This is a genomic window from Paracoccus sp. (in: a-proteobacteria) (assembly GCF_030538495.1).
Lineage (GTDB): Bacteria > Pseudomonadota > Alphaproteobacteria > Rhodobacterales > Rhodobacteraceae > Paracoccus.
Window position 1 is genome coordinate 128,572 of sequence record NZ_JAUNTW010000009.1, and the last position, 15,926, is coordinate 144,497.

The window sequence follows — 15,926 nt, forward strand, 5'->3', positions numbered from 1 at the left end:
CCCCCCGGTTCCGTTTTACAGGACGTAACGTGACAAATCCGTGGACCGCGCCAGATCGCCCAGATGTTTTTCGACATAGGCGGCGTCCACGCTGATCTGCGCGCCGCTTTGGTCGGGGGCGGTAAAGGACAGTTCTTCGAACACCCGTTCAATCACGGTATAGAGACGCCGCGCGCCGATATTTTCGATGGCGCCGTTCACCTCGGCCGCGATGCGGGCCAGGGCGGCGATGCCGTCATCGGTGAATGTAACGGTCACATCCTCGGTCGCCATCAGGGCGGTGTATTGCCGGGTCAGGGCGTTGTCGGTTTCCGACAGGATGCGGATAAAGTCATCTTCGGTCAGCGCGCGCAGCTCCACGCGGATCGGCAAACGCCCCTGCAATTCGGGCAGCAAATCCGACGGTTTCGACACATGAAACGCGCCGGATGCGATGAACAGGATGTGATCGGTTTTGACGGGACCGTATTTGGTCGATACCGTGGTGCCTTCGATCAGGGGCAACAGATCGCGCTGCACGCCTTCGCGGGACACATCGCCGCCGCGCACCTCTTGCCGGGCGGCGACTTTGTCGATTTCGTCAATGAACACAATGCCGTTTTGCTGGACCGCCTCCAAAGCGGCGGTTTTCACCGTTTCATCGTCCAGCAGTTTGTCGGCCTCTTCCGCGATCAGCAGGTCATAGCTTTCGGCGACGGTGACTTTGCGCCGGACCTTGCGCCCGCCAAAGGCCTTCATCAGGCCGGACAGATCCATCATGCCCGCGCCGGGCTGGCCCGGCATGTCCATCATGCCCAGCGGGTTGGTGTTGTCCGTCACCTCAATTTCAATAACGGTGCTGTCCAATTCGCCGCGCTTCAGCTTGTCGCGGAACATCTGGCGGGTGCCGTCGCGGGCGCTGTCCCCGGCCAGAATGGCGACGACGCGATCTTCAGCCGCCCTGTAGGCGCGGGCTTTCACGTCTTCGCGCATCCGGTCGCGGGTGTCGATCATGGCGGCGTCGGTCAGGTCGCGGATGATCTGTTCCACATCGCGCCCGACATAGCCGACCTCGGTGAATTTCGTCGCCTCGACCTTGATAAAGGGGGCGTTTGCCAGCTTCGCCAGACGGCGGCTGATTTCGGTTTTACCAACCCCGGTCGGCCCGATCATCAGGATGTTTTTGGGATAGACCTCATCGCGCAGATCATCGCCCAATTGTTTGCGCCGCCAGCGGTTGCGCAGCGCCACGGCAACGGCGCGTTTGGCATCACGCTGCCCGATGATAAAGCGGTCCAGCTCGGACACGATTTCGCGGGGGGTCAGGTCGGTCAAGGATCACCTCTGTCGTCTTTCCGCATCATCTAGACAGCGCGGCGCGGCGTTTCAACGGGTGGGGCTGGATTTGGTGGTCGGTCGGGTGCAGGATGAGGGGATGGAACAGAATGACACAATGACCCGGCGCGGATTGGCTGCGCGGTTGACGGCTGCCGCCGCCACGGTGGGATTGGGCGCAGGGCCGGCACAGGCCGCCGCGGATCCGGTGCTGCGCGATGCGGCCCTGCGCGGGCTGGCACTGGCGGGGATGCGGGGCGATCCGGTGGCGCAGGCCGCCGCCGACCGGACGCTGGCGCAGATGGCGCAGACCGACCCCGAAGGCGCATTGCTGGCGCGGCTCTATCGCCGTCTGGACGCGCCGCCGACGACCTATCACGAACCGGCCCCGGCGGCGGCGCGCGATGCCTTGGCGTTGCTGCATGATCTTATTGCGGCCTGTCGCCCGGTCAGGTTCCATTATACCGATTTGCAGGATCAGGACAGCGAACGGGTGGTGCTGCCGCTGGCCTTGGTCCACCCGCCGCAGGGGGTAAAATTGCTGGCATGGTGTCAGGAACGCGGCGATTACCGCCAGTTTTTTGTCCGCGCCATGGATGCCCTGACGCCGCAAATGGGCGATTTCCGCGCCGAACGAATGACACTCCTCCAAGGCCTAGCCGAAAAAGAACGCGCCTAGCCTTATCTTCTGTGCAAAAATATCCCGGGGGTCCGGGGGCTGGCCCCCGGCGCCATCGTCAGGACTCCAACACCTCAACCGTCAAACGCCCATTCGTGTAAACACAAATATCGGCGGCGATCGCCATAGCCTTACGGGCAATCGCCTCGGCGTCCAGATCGGTTTCCAGCAACCCCCGCGCGGCGGCGAGCGCGAAATTCCCGCCCGACCCGATGGCCGCAACGTCATGTTCGGGCTCCAACACATCGCCCGCGCCCGTCACCACCAACAGGTCCGACCCGTCGGTGACGATCAGCATGGCTTCCAGATTGCGCAGATATTTGTCGGTGCGCCAATCCTTGGCCAATTCCACACAGGCGCGCTGCAACTGACCGGGCGCGGCCTCTAATTTCTTTTCCAACCGTTCCAGCAGGGTAAAGGCGTCCGCCGTCGATCCGGCAAAGCCCACAACCACATCGCGCCCGCCCGGACGCAGGCGGCGCACTTTGCGCGCGGTTCCCTTCATCACGGTGGGGCCGACGCTGACCTGACCGTCACCGGCCACAACCACACGCCCGCCACGACGAACCGCCAGAATGGTTGTGCCATGCCAGCCGGGGAATTTGTCGTCACTCATCTGCGCCTCATCGTTTTTGCTGTGGATCAGATATGGATGCGGGCGCGGGGTTGCAAGCGGGGCGCGTCTGCGTAACCTGCGGCCATGCCTGACGACCGCCACCTGACTGTATATCTGCACCCCCCGATTCTGGCGACCGCGCGCGCCGGCAAGCTGGGCTTTCTGAACCGTATGACCGCGCTTTTGACGGCGCGCGGCTGGGGCGTGACCATCGAACCATCGAGTGACGCCGCGCGGGCGGATGCGCCGAACCGCCCCGGCTATGCCCTGTTTCATATGGAGCGTCCGACCCATCCCCGCGCCCTGACATTCCGGCTGGCCTATCATTACCCGTTCTGGCGGTTGGAACGGGTGGCTGAACGGTGGCGCTGGCCGGTGGCGCAGGCGGCGTTTGAACCGGGCGATCCGGCACAGGCGCGCGATTTCGCCGCCCGCCTGCGCAACCGCGTGCTGCCGGGACCAGAACCGGTGGCGGGCGATCACATCCTGATCCCGCTACAGGGTCACATCCGCAAACAGCGCAGCTTTCAATCGGCCAGCCCGTTGAAGATGATCCAGGCCGCCGCGCGCACGGGCCGCCCCTGCATCGCCACGCTGCACCCGAAAGAGGTTTATGACGACCGCGACCGCGCCGCATTGGACCGGCTGGCCGCGCGTTTTCCGAACCTGACCATCGGCGGCGACACGGCGCGCCTGCTGCGCGATTGCGCCTTTGTGGTGACGCAAAACAGCGGCGTGGGTTTTGACGGGCTGATCCTGTGGGGGGGTGAACCAGACGGGATGAAACGGCATAGGTGATCAGCACCCAGAAAGCGCCGGAATCGTTGAAGAAAACGACGTTTTTTGCAGGGTGTGCATTCTGGACGGTTTGAGACGATTTTACCCAAATCGGCGGGCCGAATGGGATGAAAGCGGCGCTGAATGAGCGCCGTCTTTTGTTAGAGGGTGCGACCCACCCAGACGACGCGACCGACAGCGTGAAAGCGGTCGACGTGGTCTTTGTCGATAATGAACGGTTTGTAGGCGGGGTTGTCGCTGACGACTTCGAGAGCATCCGGCAGCACGTTGATGCGTTTGACGAACACGCCATCGCCATATGTGAATGCCCAGACCGCGCCGGTCATGCGCTGATCTGCGGTGTCGATCATCACCAGGTCGCGGTCGGCCACGGTGGGCAACATGCTGTCGCCCTGCGCATCCACGATGATCATTCCGTCCGGTTTTCGGCCCAGCCTGCGGGTAAAGAAATCCGGCGGAAAGGGAATGGAATCAAGGCGTTCTGCGCGATCCACAAAGCTGCCATAGCCCGCAGACAGGGACACATCAAAGCGCGGCACGTCGATCAGGGCGCGGGGTGAAGGTGCTTCTGGCGGGAGCGTTGTTGGCGCGGCCTCTCTGCCGGTAAGGAGCCAGTCCGCGCTAACCCCCGCCGCCCTAGCGAGTGCCAAGAGGTTGTCTGCGCGTGGAATCGAGCCGTTGAGAATGCTGTTCGCCGTGCCGACAGGGATACCTGACTGCTTTGCGATCTGCCGCGCGCTTGCAGTCCCAAAGGTGTCCTTCACTCGCCCGACCAATCCTTGAATGTTCGAATCTTCAAACATTCAAGTAACATTTGAAGGTTTGAGTGACACTTGAGTGTTTGCTTAAGTCGCTGATTTTAAAAACAAACTGAACATAACGCCGCTGGTGAATGAAAAATCCAACATTCAAGTTCGATTTATCATTTACTTCGTTCTTAATATCAAACATTATCGCCCCGAGGTTGACACAAAACAGCACAACACCCCGCTGGAACGGGGAGGAGGCAGAGATGAACAGTATTCCAATCGGCTGGCACCCTGCGCGCATTCGCGCCGAGGTTGTTTTGCGGGGCGGAAATTTCCGCCGGATCGCCCGCGATGCGGGGATCGACCACACCTGTATTTCCAAGGCGCTGCGCGTCCCCTGTTACGTTGGGGAACAGGCATTGGCCCAGTTCGTGCAGGTTCCGGCCCATGAGATTTGGCCGAGCCGCTATGATGCCGATGGAATGCCGCGTCATGCCCGCACCCGCGCCAAGCTTATCGCCAACAGGGTGACGTTAAAACCCGCAAAAACGGCGGGAATGGTGTAAAAATGGCCGCTTTGTTCGTTAAATCGTTCATCAGCGCCCTGCGCGCGGCTGATCTGGACGACATTTTGGGCGCAATTGCGATCTGGGGCCTGCTGATTCTGGGCCTGTGGATCGGATTTGGTGCAGGGCTGGCCGATATGGGCCTGATCGCCGAGGTGCAGAAATGAGCCTGCGGTTTGACAGCCCTGAAAGCCCGATGGCGGCGCAAGTTACGCTGCTGGCGGCTGAAAATGATCGGCTGCGAGGCCAAATCGACCGGCAGCGCGCCGCAATCGACTGGCTGTTCGGTGAAATGGAACGGCTTAGCGGTGAAGTCATCAAAATCCGCGCCGATGAGGCCCGGAAATGACGACCGCCGCCCTGTCCCCTGATGATGCGTGGAAAAGCCCTGCCGGTTGGGCCGCCGAAGGATTGAATGGCATGCCCAAGACGATGCAGGCCATCGCTCTGGTCGCACAATCCGAATGGCGCGCCCTCGGTCATGGCAAAGCCCGCAAGCGCAAGGGGCGCGGGGGCGGCTGGGAATATCATGTGTCCTGCCTGCCGGATGCGGCGCAGGCGGATTGGTTGCGGCGGCAGCGCGCCGCCGAGGCGCAGGCCGTGGCCCAGCATCGTCAGGCACAGGTCGCGCGCGCGGTCGAAACCGCCCCCGAAACCATCACGGCCCGTCGCCGTCAGATCATGGAGGCGCGCGCGGCACTGGTGATCGACATTCAGCGCCGGGAATTCACCCTGAAATCCGCATCCAAGGCGATTGCCAGCCTGCTGGCCGATGCCGAAAACGGGTTGCTGCCGGATTTGATGATGAAGCAATTGGATCTGGCCACGGACAAAAAGCGCAGCGCGCTGCCCAGCCGGTCGCGGCTGTTTGAATGGCGGCGTTTGTATCAGGATGGCGGGGTCAAAGCCCTGCTGCCCGACACGCGCGCGCAGGAGGTCAAACAGGATCATCCCGTCTGGCTTGCCGAAATGCTGCGGTTCTATTGTCGCCCGCAAAAGCTGACACTGGCGGATGCGCTGAAGGCGATGGCGGCGGCGCGCCCGGATGAATTCGTGCCGTCCTATGACCAAGCGCGGCGCGCGCTAAAGGGCCTGCAAGGCACGGTTCGTTGGATCGACGCCCATAAGGGCCGCGAAGGGCCGCTGGCGCTGAAAGCGCGGCTGGCTTTTGTGCGCCGGACGCTGGACGGGGTGGAGCCCACCGAAATCTATACGGCGGACGGTAAGACGTTCGAGGCGTATGTTGCACACCCCATTCATGGGCGTCCGTTCCGGCCAGAAGTCACGTCGATTCTGGATGTGGCCACGCGCAAATGTGTGGGCTGGTCCGTCGATTTGGCCGAAAACAGCCGGGGAACGGCGGATGCGCTCCGCACAGCCTGCGCCAATAACGGGATTCCGGCGATTTTCTACACCGACCGGGGGCCGGGCTTCCGCAACAAAATGATGGACGATGCCAGTTTGGGCATCTGCGCGCGGCTGGCGATCACGACCCAGCATTCACTGCCCTATCTGTCGCAATCGCGCGGGATTATCGAACGGTCGCATCAGACGATCTGGACGCCCTTGGCGAAAACCTTTCCGACCTATTGCGGCGATGACATGGACCGCGAGGTGTTTCAGCGGCAGCACAAGGCCATCGGTCGCGACATCAAAGAATTTGGCCACAGCAACGCCCTGCCGTCATGGGATGATTTCGTGGCGGCGGTTGAGGCGGCGGTTGCGGCCTATAATGACCGGACCCATTCTGGCCTGCGGGTGCGCGACGGCGCGACGGGCCGGATGCGTAAAGCCAGCCCGAATGAATGTTGGGCCAGCTTTGTTCAGGCCGGATTCGAGGCGATCCCGCTGGAGGCGCATGAGGCCGACGATCTGTTCCGGCCCTATTTCAAGCGCACCTGCGCGCGCGGGGAGATTTCGTGGAACAACAACAAGTATTTCCACGCCGATTTGCAGGCATTTGACCGAATGGAGGTCATTGTCGGCGTCGATATTCATGACGCCAGCAAGGTCTGGGTGCGGCGGCTGGAAATCGACGATGGCAAGATCGTGCCGGGGGCGCTGATCTGTGTGGCTGATTTCTACGGCAATGCGCAGCGGTATTATCCGCAATCGGTCACGGAAAAGGCGAAGGAAAGCCGCAGCAAAGGCCGGATGCGCCGCATTGACGCCAAGCGTGACGAGATCGAGGCCGAAACCCGCGCGCCCTATTACATCGAGGGCCGGGTGGAACAGCCCGCCCCCTTTATCGACGCGACCCCGGTTGCCGATCCGGTCGCGACCCTTTCCCCCGCAGCACCCGGCGCGCCGCATGAGACGGCCCGCCATTGGGATGAAGATGCCGATTTCGCGCTGCGGGTTTTGGAAGATCCCAGTCTGCTGACGCCCGGCTGGGCGCGGCTGCTGGACGATAAAATGCGTCGCCCCACCGGGCGGGACATTTTGAGAGAGGCAGGCGTGGACCTGATGGATTTGGAAGACCTGATCAGGTCCGCCGCCTGACCCAACAAACAAAAGGAACTTACATGAGACCGAGCTTTGTTGAAACCAAAAATTACCGGGCCTTTCGTGGCGCGCTTGACCATCTGGAGGGGCGCGGAGCCGAAGAATGCCGGTTGATCGTCGTGGATGGCGCGCCGGGTTTGGGAAAAACCACGATCCTGCAACGCTGGGCGGCGCTGGGAAGCTGTTTTTACCTGCGCGCCAAAGATGACTGGACAACCTATTGGCTGATGCAGGAGCTGCTGGAGGTGGGCCGGATGTCCGCGCCCCACGGCCATGCCGCGCGGTTCAACAGCTGCCTACAACTGTTGGCCGAACGTCAGCGCACCGCCGAAATGGTCGGCAATCAGTTTATCGTGGTGCTGGACGAGGCGGATTATATTTCGGCCAAGCCGAAGCTGATGAATCTGGTTCGCGATCTGGCCGATGTGTCGGGGGTCTGTTTTGTCTTGGTTGGCATGGGGCGCATCCGTGACAATCTGGTCCGGTTCCCGCAGACCGCCAGCCGCGTCAGCCAATATGTGCGTTTTGAACCCGAAGATGTTGCGGGCGTGACCGCGTTTCTGGCCACGAAATGCGAGGTCAAGGTGGCCCCCTGTCTGGCGGCTTTCGTGGCCAGTGCATCCGGCGGCTATAACCGCGAAATCGTTGAGGCGATCAAAAATATCGAGCGTTTCGGGCTGCGTCATCCGCCATCCGGCGATGATGGCCTGACCATGCGCGACATGGCCGGTCAGCTGCTTCTGAATGACCGCAAAACCGGCAATCCCATCACCGTTCCGGGAGGAAAATAAGATGACCCAGCATGTGCATTTTGACCTGACGCGCGCCGAGAAAAAGATGCGCGCCGAGATTGTCGCCAGTTTTGACCGGCAAATCGCGGAGGCTGACAGCGATACGCAACGTCAGTTTTTGACGGATCAGAAAGAGCTGACGCTTGCGGCCTATGTCCCGATGGCCCTGAAAATGGTGCAGATCAAAAATGACGGGCGATCCTATGACGATTTTTCGGCGCTGGCCGGGATCGTGTTCAGCAATGTGTTCCGAATGATGGTCATCAATTCGCCCAATCGTCGGCGGGCTGTGACGGTATTCCACGGTCAGGCGACGTGTCAGGGCTATGACAATATCGCTTTTGAAGTCGCCCCCGAACAGGCGGGCCGGGCATGAGTGTGTTTATTCTGTCCGATAAAAGAGATGACGGTTCGAGAGAACGTGATCCGATTTTGCGCGACTTCAGGGCTGTTTTCGAAAAGGGCCGTCTGGTTGTGAGCCTGACCGTCGAGGTCCGCGACGCATATGAAATCGGCTACACCCTCAAACAACTTGAGGAGATCAAAGCAGCGCATGCCCCCCTTATCAAAGGGGCCGCGAAATGAGTGCCGTTCAGACCGCCATTCTGGGCCAGATCGGCGCGGGATGCCTGACCACGGGTCAGATCATCGCCGCCACGGGGTTCATTCCACAGCAGGTCTATACCGCCTGCCGCAAACTGATCCTGCGCGATCTGATCGCCCGACAAGAGATCGGCTGTTTCGCCCTGACCGATGCGGGCCGCGAGGTGCTGGACGGCAAGCGGTCGATCCGCAGCAAGATCGGGCGCGCCAAGGCACCGAAAGGGCGCGGATCGCTGCGTCAGCGGGCGTGGAATGTCATGGCGATGACGTCAGTGTTCACGGTCCCTGATCTGGTCACCGTGGTCTGCGAGGGGGCCGAGCGCCGGGCCAGTGACAATCTGCAACGGTTCTGCGCGCGGCTTGCACAGGCGGGGTATCTGGACCGGCTGACCGCGCGCGCGCCCGGTGCGCGGCTGTCGTCAAATGGCTTTATCCGCTACCGCGTCCGCCGCCACACCGGCCCCGTCGCGCCCAGTTTCCGGCCCGAATCGTCCGCATTTTACGACCACAATCTGGGTCAGGAGGTGTGCTGTGATGGCTGATGCTGCCCCCGAATGGCTGGTGATCCTGCGCCGTGAATGCAACGCGCGCCCGATTGCCCAGGTCGCGCGTCAGTTGGGCTATGCCCGCACCTCTGTGTCACTGGCCGTGCATGGTCGCTATGGCGGCACCGGCGCACGTCTGGCCGCGCGGGTGATGGCGGTGTTCGACCGGCCTGTCACCTGCCCGCATCTGGGCGCACCGATCAGCCGCGCGCACTGCGCCGATTTTCGGACGCGCCCCCTGCCCACCAATTCCGCCGCCGATCTGAAGCATTGGATCGCCTGCAAAACCTGCCCGGTCGTCACCGGGACCACCCAAACCGAAAGGACCGCCTGATGGCAAAAAAAGTGAAAAAAGCGGCGGCAAATCTGCCCATTCCTGCCGATGACAGTGAGGCGCGCGAAACGATCCGCGCCATCGGCGATGCCAACCGCGACATCATCCGGCTGCAAGCCGAAATGAACGATCAGATCGCCGCCGTGCAGGAAGAATATGGCGAAAAAGTCGCCCCCCTGCGCGCGCGTGTCGAGGCGCTGACGGACGGGCTGCAAATGTATGCCGATGTCAATCGCGTGCGGCTGACCCGCGACGGCAAGGTGAAGTTCGCCGAGTTTGTTACCGGCAAGATTTCGTGGCGGCACCGCCCCGCCAAAGTCAGCCTGCGCAAGGTGGATGAGGTGATCGCCGCCATCAAAGCCGCCGGTCTGGCTAAGAAATTCCTGCGCGTGAAGGAGGAAATTAACAAAGACGCGATGCTGGAAAAAGCCAATATCGCGCAGGCCAGCGGCATCGCGGGCGTCACCATCGGATCGGACGGCGAGGATTTCATTGTCGAGCCGTATGAAATCGACCTGAAAGGGGCAGCGTGATGGTGGAACTGTCGAATGCCATCAGCATGGCGTGGCACGAGCTGAACGCATCGCTGCGCAGTGCCGCGCGCGGTGGTGCCAGCCTTGATGAAATGATCACGCTGCTGCGCCGCCGGGCCGATCAGCTGGATCATGCCAAACAGCGCGGTCTGACCGCCAAAGACGCGGTGAAATATCCATGATCCAGTGCATGACCACTTATGGCCTGATTGACCTCGAACGCCTGACCGCGCGCGATGTTGAGGCACCCGTTCTGGCTGAAAGCCTGTCCAAAATCAACCGGTTCAACGGGCGCACCCCGCAACCATGGTCGGTCGCCGTCCATTCGGTGATCGTGTCGCGACTGGTCAACCCGCGCGCCGCTGCGTGGGGGCTGCTGCATGATGCGCATGAGGTGTTTCTGGGCGATCTGACCACCCCGGCGCACGACTATCTGGAGACGTTCGGCGACCTCGGCAATCTGCGCGCTGCCAAAAACGATCTGGACATCCAGATCGCGCGATACTGGCAGCCCGCCGTCCTGCCGTCGGTCCTGGACGAGGTCAAGCGCATCGACCGCATCACCTGCGCCGCTGAAATGTTTGTGTTTTTCAGGGCCGATGTCGCCATCCGCCCCGAAGATCACGACGATCTGGACCGCGCCATCAATCTGATCCGCGATCTGGACACCGGCCATGATTGGCGTTTCGCGCGCCAGTTGTGGCTGAACGAGGCCATTGATCTGGCCAGCATCGGTCAACTGGCCCTGCCCAACCACACCAAAACCTGAACCCGAAAGGACATATCATGAAAACCGTCAGCAAATCCGACATCATCCGCCAGATCGCACAGGCCCACGGCCAGACGCAGGACAATGTCCGCGCCAGTGTCGATGCCCTGATCGACGCCATTCTGGGCCATGTGCAGGCCGGGGCCAAGGTCAACCTGACCGGGCTGGGGGCATTCAGCCTGCAACACCGCCCCGAACGGATGGGCCGCAACCCATCCACCGGGGAACCCGTCCAGATCGCGGCCAAGGATGTCCTGAAATTTAAGCCCAGCCAACAGCGCAAAGCCTGATGCGAAACCGGCCCTGCGGGGCCGGTCGGTCGGGCGTGGTGGCCCGGTCCTGATGATGCGGCCAAAGGAGTGAAAAATGCTGTTACCATTGATCATCGTGGGGCTGATCCTGTCCTTTATGGGCGGCGTGGCCTGTGGCGCAATTGCCAGCGACGGCGACCCTCTGCCCGAGGGCTGGTATCTGCTGCCCAGCGTGGCGATTGGGGCGCTGCTGATGCTGGCGCTGCTGTGGGTGCTGGTATGACCCCGCGCATCACCACCCACAGCCGCCCGGATGGCGGCGTTGAAGTGCGCCAGATCACCGAAACGGTGATCGCCACCTTTACCGATCCGGCCCATGCCGCCTTGTTCTGTGCGGCGCTGACGGCGGATGAAACGCCCGATGCCCGTTTTTTTGACCACGCGGAAGGTCAGCCGGATGCGGCCCCTGCGCCGGTCGCCGTCGTCGCGGTCCAGAACGAAACCGATACCCCCCCAAATCGGCAGGCCAGACGGGATGAAATGGACGATGACCGCCCCCGCCAGCCCCCCGAAACCACGGTTCAGGCCAGCGATGACGACTTGCAGTGGGCCTTTGCCCGCATCGAATCGGGGGACAAAATCCAAGACATCGCAGCGGAAAAGGGCTGGAACTGGCGGTCGCTGCGCGCGTCATGGTCGCGTGAATGTCAGCGCCGCCAGAAAGAGGTTGCGGCGTCCGGCCCGGTCAATTGCACCCTGTGCGACCGCGCATTCACCCCGTCTTTGTCCAATCCCGACACCTGCGCGCGCTGCGCGAAAGGATAAGCCATGAACGCCAACGCCATCATCAACATCGCGAAATCGCAGATGGGGCTGGACGAGGCCACCTATCGCGCGCTGCTGGCGCGCGTGACGGGCAAAGACAGTCTGCGCGCCATGAATGACCGCGAAAAACGCGCGGTCATTGACGAATTGAAACGCCGGGGATTCCGGGTGCAGGCCAAGGGCAAAACCCTGCCTGCATCCACCAAAGCATATGCCCGCAAAATCCACGCGCTGTGGCGGTCGTGTTACCAGCTGGACATCGTCCAGGACGGATCGCGCGCCGCCCTGCGTGCGTTTTGCCGGAATATGACCCAGCCGGGACAGGCCAATATCGCCACCGATCCCGACCTGATGACCTATGCCCAAGCCCAGCCCGTCATCGAGGCGCTGAAAAAAATGGAAGCGCGCGGAAAAGCAAAGGCAGGGCGCGGTTAATGGGCGGCGTCGGTCAGGCTGTCCATGAAGTCGTGAAGGTCACGACTGTCGTCAGCTTCGCAAAATGCGATGAAAGCGGGCATCAGCTCGTTGATGTCGGTATCGTCCAGCTCCGCGACGCTTGCCGCCCCGGCGAGATACAGCGCGCCGCCGATCAGTGCCATTTGAATAGCCGGAGAGGATGCGCCGGTATCAACTGCGCGTGCTTGCGTGAGAATGTCACGGCATGGCACCCCGTTCTCAATAATATACACCGCGATGTCGCCAAACTGTTGGTAGGACACTGTCGTTTTCGGTTGTGCATCGTCAACGCCGGTCGGGCCTGCGGTATCAGCCGGGGCGGGTGTGGACGGACGGCGGTCCAAGGATATTCTGCGTTCAACAAGTTCGTCCAGCAGCTGTTGGTATTCGTCGCGCATGGCGTCCCGGTCAACGCCGGGTTCCATCACGTCGCGCTTCAATGCCTCGGTGCGTTGGTAGATTTCCGTACTCGTCCATTCGGACAGGGGTTTGTTGGGCGTGTCGGCAGCGGCGACGAGCGGCGCGGAGATCAGCGCCAGAACGGCGCAGGTCATTCTAAACATATCATTTTCCCCTGTTGGTTGAACGGCAACCGTTGCGCGCATTGGGCGATTCGACAAGGGGATTTGACATCGGGGCGACAAATGGGCATTCTAAACACCTCCGGCGCACATCGTCGGATCGGGTTTGGCGACCTGTTTGTAGTAACCCTGACGAAGGGCGCGCGGCGATTTGCCAGCGCCTTTTCCTATGGTCGGGCGTCGTGGGAGACCGAAAGGTCTGCCGCGTCGGCTACTCCGCGGTTCGCCAACCTGCGACTGCCCGGCCACCCTTTTGGCGAAGGTGGTTCGGGCTTAACCTGTAAGGGACGTAGCTATGAACGAACTGAAATTCCACGACACCGAATTTACCGCCATCGACCGCAACGGTCAGGTTTGGCTGTTGGGGGTGCAGATTGGCGAGGCGCTGGGGTATGCGACGCCCAGCGAGTCGATCAACAAAATCTATCAGCGGAAAAAGCGCGAATTTTCTGGGGAAATGACGCAAAAAGTCAAAATGACTTTTCAGGGTCAGCACCGAAATATGCGGGTGTTCAGCCCGCGCGGCGTGATGTTGCTGGCGATGATGGCCGACACCCCACGCGCCGCCGAGTTCCGGGCATGGGCGATGGATGTGCTGGAAGGCAAAATCCACACCGCTGCTGCGCAGGCGGAAATCAACACCCTGCGCGCCGAATTGCTGCGCCAGAACCGGCGCTGGGACCGGCTGCGGCAGATTATCGGGCTGGGCCTGACCCGCGCGGAACTGGCGCGCGCCTTGGGTATCAGCACATCGACGCTGTATGTCGATCTGGCCCGCATGAAGTCGCTGGGCCTGATCGCCCCGCAGGCGCTGACCGGTTACGGCCCGCGCCGCGACAGCCGTCAGGTGGAGATGTTCGCCCATGTGTGATCGCCCCATCGACCGGCTGGAAAACGCCACTGCATGTCTGCGCGCCGTCCGCGATCTGGTCGCAACCCCGCGCGACATCGACCCCAGCCCGGATGATTTCTACAGCCTGCTGGACAGCATCATCCGCGAATTGTCCCGCGTCCGCGCCGATCTGTAACACCCCCATCGCAGGGGGCCGGTCATGAACGACTGGCCCTTTGCCCATCTGACCCCCATGAAATACGGCGTCATTCTGGCCGATCCGCCGTGGTCGTATCAGATGCGCAGCGCCAAGGGGCACGACAAATCCCCCGAAGCGCATTACGCCACCCTGTCCCATGACGAACTGTGCGCCCTGCCGGTCGGGCATCTGGCCGGGCCGGACTGCATGCTGTTTTTGTGGTCCACATGGCCGCATCTGCCGCAGGCCATGGCGCTGATGTCGGCATGGGGATTTACCTATGTCACCGGCGGATCATGGACGAAGCGAACCCGCCATTGGAATGTCGCGATGGGGACCGGCTATGTGCTGCGATCCGCGACGGAACCGTTTTTGCTGGGCAAAATCGGCGCGCCCCGCGCCCGGTCGCGATCCGTGCGCGGCCTGATCGACGCCCCAATCCCGGACCTGATCGAAGGCGTGCGGCGCGAACACAGCCGCAAACCGCCGGAAATGCGCGCCATGATCGACGATCTGTTCCCCGATGTCTGGGGCTGCGAATTATTTGCCCGTGAGCCGTGGCCCGGTCGCGACGTCTGGGGCAATCAAACCGACCTGTTTTCAGAGGCATCATGACCGATATTCCATCATCGCTTGAGGATGTGGCCGAAGCCTGCGGCACCCGCGCCGCGCTGGCGCTGCTTGCGCATTTCGAGGGGATCGACCTCTATTTCCCGCACAATCCCCGGCCCGATCACCCGATCTTGCAGGCGCTTGGCCCCGAAGACGGCCCGGCGGTCTGTCATTACATGGCGGGCGAAACCGTCACCATCCCCAATCGCAGCCCGGCGAAACGCCGCGCTCGCATTCTGGCGCTGCACGAACAGGGATTGTCAACCGCCGCGATTGCGCGAAAGATGCACCAGACCCAACGCTGGGTGCGCGAGGTGATCCGGCGCGCGGGCGAGGACGATCAGGGGGATTTGTTCGGCTAGGACGTTGCCGGAACGTTCCGCCCGTCACCCAAGGGCCATGATGAGGGACACCTTTCGGGAACCACTTTGCCCGAGGCCCCCATGACGATCACCCCCGAATTGCTGCGCCGCATCGCGCCGGTGCCTGCAACATCCGCCAAGGCCGCGCGTCAGCGCCGCATCACCGACGCCATCGCCCCCCATCTGTCGCGCCTGTTGCCCATGGCGAGCATCGTCGGCCCGTTCCGTCTGGTGCATTTTCTGGCCCAAGCCGCCCATGAAACCGACAATTTCACCACGCTGGAAGAATATGCCAGCGGCGAAGCCTATGAAGGCCGCGCCAATCTGGGCAACAATCAGCCCGGCGATGGCCGCCGGTTCAAGGGACGCGGGATTTTCCAGACCACGGGGCGGCACAATTACGCCGAGACGGGCCGCGAACTGGGCGTCGATCTGATCGCCGATCCGGCGCAATTGCTGGATCCCGAACTGGCCGTGCGCAGCGCGATTTTTTACTGGAACAGCCGCCGCATGTCGTCGCTGGCCGATGCCAATGATGTGGAGATGGTCACCCGGCGCATCAATGGCGGGGTGAACGGTCTGGATCACCGCAAGGCCCTGACGCGCACGGCGGCGCAGGAATTGTTCGGCGCGCCGCTGCACCAGATGACCCTGCGCGCCCCCGAACGCAGCGCGGGCGTTCGCGTCCTGCAAGAGGCGCTGAATGCGGTGCATTATTTCACGGGCGCGGTGGATGGGGTGTTCGGCCCGCGCACCGATGACGCCGTGCGCGCGTTTCAGCGGGATCGCAGCCTGACCATTGACGGCATTGTCGGGGCGGCGACCTGGGCGCGTCTGGCCGGAGCCGTGGCCGCAGGCGAGGTGCGCGAGGTCAGCCCGGATCGTGCCAGTGCCAGCATCACCGATCTGGCGGCCAAGGGATCGCGGATCGCGTCCAGTTCGATTCAGGGCGTCATCACCACACTGGCCGCATTGGTCAGCGCCCTGCCGCTGATCTTGGCCGATG

Annotated in this window: 27 protein-coding genes and 1 other RNA gene; 24 read left to right on the forward strand and 4 right to left on the reverse strand. The window is 62.2% G+C overall.

The features are described from left to right. Window positions 1-15: 15 nt before the first annotated feature. Window positions 16-1,314, reverse strand: a complete 1,299-nt coding sequence (gene hslU / locus Q4G20_RS10490) for an ATP-dependent protease ATPase subunit HslU (protein ID WP_303343392.1) — start codon at window positions 1,312-1,314, stop codon at window positions 16-18. 100 nt (window positions 1,315-1,414) lie between these two features. On the opposite strand from hslU, the gene Q4G20_RS10495 reads away from it, so the two are divergent. Continuing rightward, on the forward strand, window positions 1,415-1,993 hold the full coding sequence (locus Q4G20_RS10495; protein WP_303343393.1) for a WYL domain-containing protein: 579 nt from the start codon (window positions 1,415-1,417) through the stop codon (window positions 1,991-1,993). 58 nt (window positions 1,994-2,051) lie between these two features. Here Q4G20_RS10495 and hslV read toward each other — a convergent pair whose 3' ends face one another. Beyond that, the gene (gene hslV, locus Q4G20_RS10500; RefSeq protein WP_303343394.1) at window positions 2,052-2,609 is read right to left on the reverse strand and encodes an ATP-dependent protease subunit HslV; all 558 of its coding nucleotides are present in this window, start codon (window positions 2,607-2,609) and stop codon (window positions 2,052-2,054) included. Window positions 2,610-2,693: 84 nt separating this feature from the next. Between hslV and Q4G20_RS10505 the strand changes: the two genes are divergently transcribed. Continuing rightward, entirely contained in the window at window positions 2,694-3,407 is a 714-nt protein-coding gene (locus Q4G20_RS10505) for a hypothetical protein (RefSeq protein ID WP_303343395.1), read from the forward strand. A gap of 140 nt (window positions 3,408-3,547) precedes the next feature. On the opposite strand, the gene Q4G20_RS10510 is transcribed toward Q4G20_RS10505, so the two are convergent. Then, window positions 3,548-4,210, reverse strand: a complete 663-nt coding sequence (locus Q4G20_RS10510) for a S24 family peptidase (RefSeq protein WP_303343396.1) — start codon at window positions 4,208-4,210, stop codon at window positions 3,548-3,550. A gap of 89 nt (window positions 4,211-4,299) precedes the next feature. Between Q4G20_RS10510 and Q4G20_RS10515 the strand changes: the two genes are divergently transcribed. The 17 genes from Q4G20_RS10515 to Q4G20_RS10595 all read left to right on the forward strand — a co-directional run bounded on the left by Q4G20_RS10515 (window position 4,300) and on the right by Q4G20_RS10595 (window position 12,313). Next, window positions 4,300-4,722: a helix-turn-helix domain-containing protein gene (locus Q4G20_RS10515; RefSeq protein ID WP_303343397.1), complete on the forward strand. Its 423-nt coding sequence runs from the start codon at window positions 4,300-4,302 to the stop codon at window positions 4,720-4,722. A 2-nt stretch (window positions 4,723-4,724) separates the two neighbouring features. Continuing rightward, window positions 4,725-4,889 carry a hypothetical protein gene (locus tag Q4G20_RS10520; protein ID WP_303343398.1) on the forward strand — a complete coding sequence of 55 codons (165 nt, stop codon included), beginning with the start codon at window positions 4,725-4,727 and terminating at the stop codon, window positions 4,887-4,889. Continuing rightward, window positions 4,886-5,071, forward strand: a complete 186-nt coding sequence (locus tag Q4G20_RS10525) for a hypothetical protein (RefSeq protein ID WP_303343399.1) — start codon at window positions 4,886-4,888, stop codon at window positions 5,069-5,071. The genes Q4G20_RS10520 and Q4G20_RS10525 overlap by 4 nt, the downstream gene beginning before the upstream one ends. Beyond that, entirely contained in the window at window positions 5,068-7,224 is a 2,157-nt protein-coding gene (locus Q4G20_RS10530) for a transposase (RefSeq protein ID WP_303343400.1), read from the forward strand. The genes Q4G20_RS10525 and Q4G20_RS10530 overlap by 4 nt, the downstream gene beginning before the upstream one ends. A 23-nt stretch (window positions 7,225-7,247) precedes the next feature. Continuing rightward, on the forward strand, window positions 7,248-8,018 hold the full coding sequence (locus Q4G20_RS10535; RefSeq protein ID WP_303343401.1) for an AAA family ATPase: 771 nt from the start codon (window positions 7,248-7,250) through the stop codon (window positions 8,016-8,018). A gap of 1 nt (window position 8,019) precedes the next feature. Beyond that, a complete protein-coding gene (locus Q4G20_RS10540; protein WP_303343402.1) occupies window positions 8,020-8,394 on the forward strand; it encodes a hypothetical protein in 375 nt (124 codons plus the stop codon). Beyond that, window positions 8,391-8,603, forward strand: a complete 213-nt coding sequence (locus tag Q4G20_RS10545) for a hypothetical protein (RefSeq protein ID WP_303343403.1) — start codon at window positions 8,391-8,393, stop codon at window positions 8,601-8,603. The genes Q4G20_RS10540 and Q4G20_RS10545 overlap by 4 nt, the downstream gene beginning before the upstream one ends. Further along, a complete protein-coding gene (locus Q4G20_RS10550) occupies window positions 8,600-9,163 on the forward strand; it encodes a hypothetical protein (RefSeq protein WP_303343404.1) in 564 nt (187 codons plus the stop codon). The genes Q4G20_RS10545 and Q4G20_RS10550 overlap by 4 nt, the downstream gene beginning before the upstream one ends. Beyond that, a complete protein-coding gene (locus Q4G20_RS10555) occupies window positions 9,156-9,500 on the forward strand; it encodes a hypothetical protein (protein ID WP_303343405.1) in 345 nt (114 codons plus the stop codon). The genes Q4G20_RS10550 and Q4G20_RS10555 overlap by 8 nt, the downstream gene beginning before the upstream one ends. Further along, window positions 9,500-10,033, forward strand: a complete 534-nt coding sequence (locus Q4G20_RS10560; RefSeq protein ID WP_303343406.1) for a host-nuclease inhibitor Gam family protein — start codon at window positions 9,500-9,502, stop codon at window positions 10,031-10,033. Before Q4G20_RS10555 ends, Q4G20_RS10560 begins: the two co-directional genes overlap by 1 nt. Next, window positions 10,033-10,215, forward strand: a complete 183-nt coding sequence (locus Q4G20_RS10565; RefSeq protein WP_303343407.1) for a hypothetical protein — start codon at window positions 10,033-10,035, stop codon at window positions 10,213-10,215. The genes Q4G20_RS10560 and Q4G20_RS10565 overlap by 1 nt, the downstream gene beginning before the upstream one ends. A gap of 8 nt (window positions 10,216-10,223) precedes the next feature. Then, entirely contained in the window at window positions 10,224-10,802 is a 579-nt protein-coding gene (locus tag Q4G20_RS10570; protein WP_303343408.1) for a hypothetical protein, read from the forward strand. A 17-nt stretch (window positions 10,803-10,819) separates the two neighbouring features. After that, window positions 10,820-11,092, forward strand: coding sequence for an HU family DNA-binding protein (locus Q4G20_RS10575; protein WP_303343409.1), 273 nt, complete (start codon window positions 10,820-10,822; stop codon window positions 11,090-11,092). After that, an RNA gene (locus Q4G20_RS10580) (hammerhead ribozyme type II) lies at window positions 11,092-11,159 on the forward strand. The genes Q4G20_RS10575 and Q4G20_RS10580 overlap by 1 nt, the downstream gene beginning before the upstream one ends. A gap of 9 nt (window positions 11,160-11,168) precedes the next feature. Beyond that, window positions 11,169-11,336: a hypothetical protein gene (locus tag Q4G20_RS10585; protein ID WP_303343410.1), complete on the forward strand. Its 168-nt coding sequence runs from the start codon at window positions 11,169-11,171 to the stop codon at window positions 11,334-11,336. Beyond that, window positions 11,333-11,878 (forward strand): hypothetical protein, encoded by a 546-nt coding sequence (locus tag Q4G20_RS10590; RefSeq protein WP_303343411.1) that lies wholly within the window; start codon window positions 11,333-11,335, stop codon window positions 11,876-11,878. The genes Q4G20_RS10585 and Q4G20_RS10590 overlap by 4 nt, the downstream gene beginning before the upstream one ends. Before the next feature lie 3 nt (window positions 11,879-11,881). Further along, the gene (locus tag Q4G20_RS10595; protein ID WP_303343412.1) at window positions 11,882-12,313 is read left to right on the forward strand and encodes a gp16 family protein; all 432 of its coding nucleotides are present in this window, start codon (window positions 11,882-11,884) and stop codon (window positions 12,311-12,313) included. Here the strand turns inward: Q4G20_RS10595 and Q4G20_RS10600 are convergent. After that, window positions 12,310-12,888: a hypothetical protein gene (locus tag Q4G20_RS10600; protein WP_303343413.1), complete on the reverse strand. Its 579-nt coding sequence runs from the start codon at window positions 12,886-12,888 to the stop codon at window positions 12,310-12,312. The genes Q4G20_RS10595 and Q4G20_RS10600 overlap by 4 nt on opposite strands. A 322-nt stretch (window positions 12,889-13,210) precedes the next feature. Here Q4G20_RS10600 and Q4G20_RS10605 point away from each other — a divergent pair, with 322 nt between their 5' ends. The 5 genes from Q4G20_RS10605 to Q4G20_RS10625 all read left to right on the forward strand — a co-directional run. Further along, window positions 13,211-13,786 carry a Bro-N domain-containing protein gene (locus tag Q4G20_RS10605; RefSeq protein ID WP_303343414.1) on the forward strand — a complete coding sequence of 192 codons (576 nt, stop codon included), beginning with the start codon at window positions 13,211-13,213 and terminating at the stop codon, window positions 13,784-13,786. Further along, complete coding sequence (locus Q4G20_RS10610) at window positions 13,779-13,943, forward strand: hypothetical protein (protein ID WP_303343415.1); 165 nt, start codon at window positions 13,779-13,781, stop codon at window positions 13,941-13,943. The genes Q4G20_RS10605 and Q4G20_RS10610 overlap by 8 nt, the downstream gene beginning before the upstream one ends. Before the next feature lie 24 nt (window positions 13,944-13,967). After that, the gene (locus Q4G20_RS10615) at window positions 13,968-14,561 is read left to right on the forward strand and encodes an MT-A70 family methyltransferase (protein WP_303343416.1); all 594 of its coding nucleotides are present in this window, start codon (window positions 13,968-13,970) and stop codon (window positions 14,559-14,561) included. Further along, entirely contained in the window at window positions 14,558-14,920 is a 363-nt protein-coding gene (locus Q4G20_RS10620; RefSeq protein ID WP_303343417.1) for a helix-turn-helix domain-containing protein, read from the forward strand. The genes Q4G20_RS10615 and Q4G20_RS10620 overlap by 4 nt, the downstream gene beginning before the upstream one ends. Before the next feature lie 81 nt (window positions 14,921-15,001). Beyond that, a partial coding sequence (locus tag Q4G20_RS10625) for a peptidoglycan-binding protein (protein ID WP_303343418.1) occupies window positions 15,002-15,926 on the forward strand: 925 nt, incomplete at its 3' end.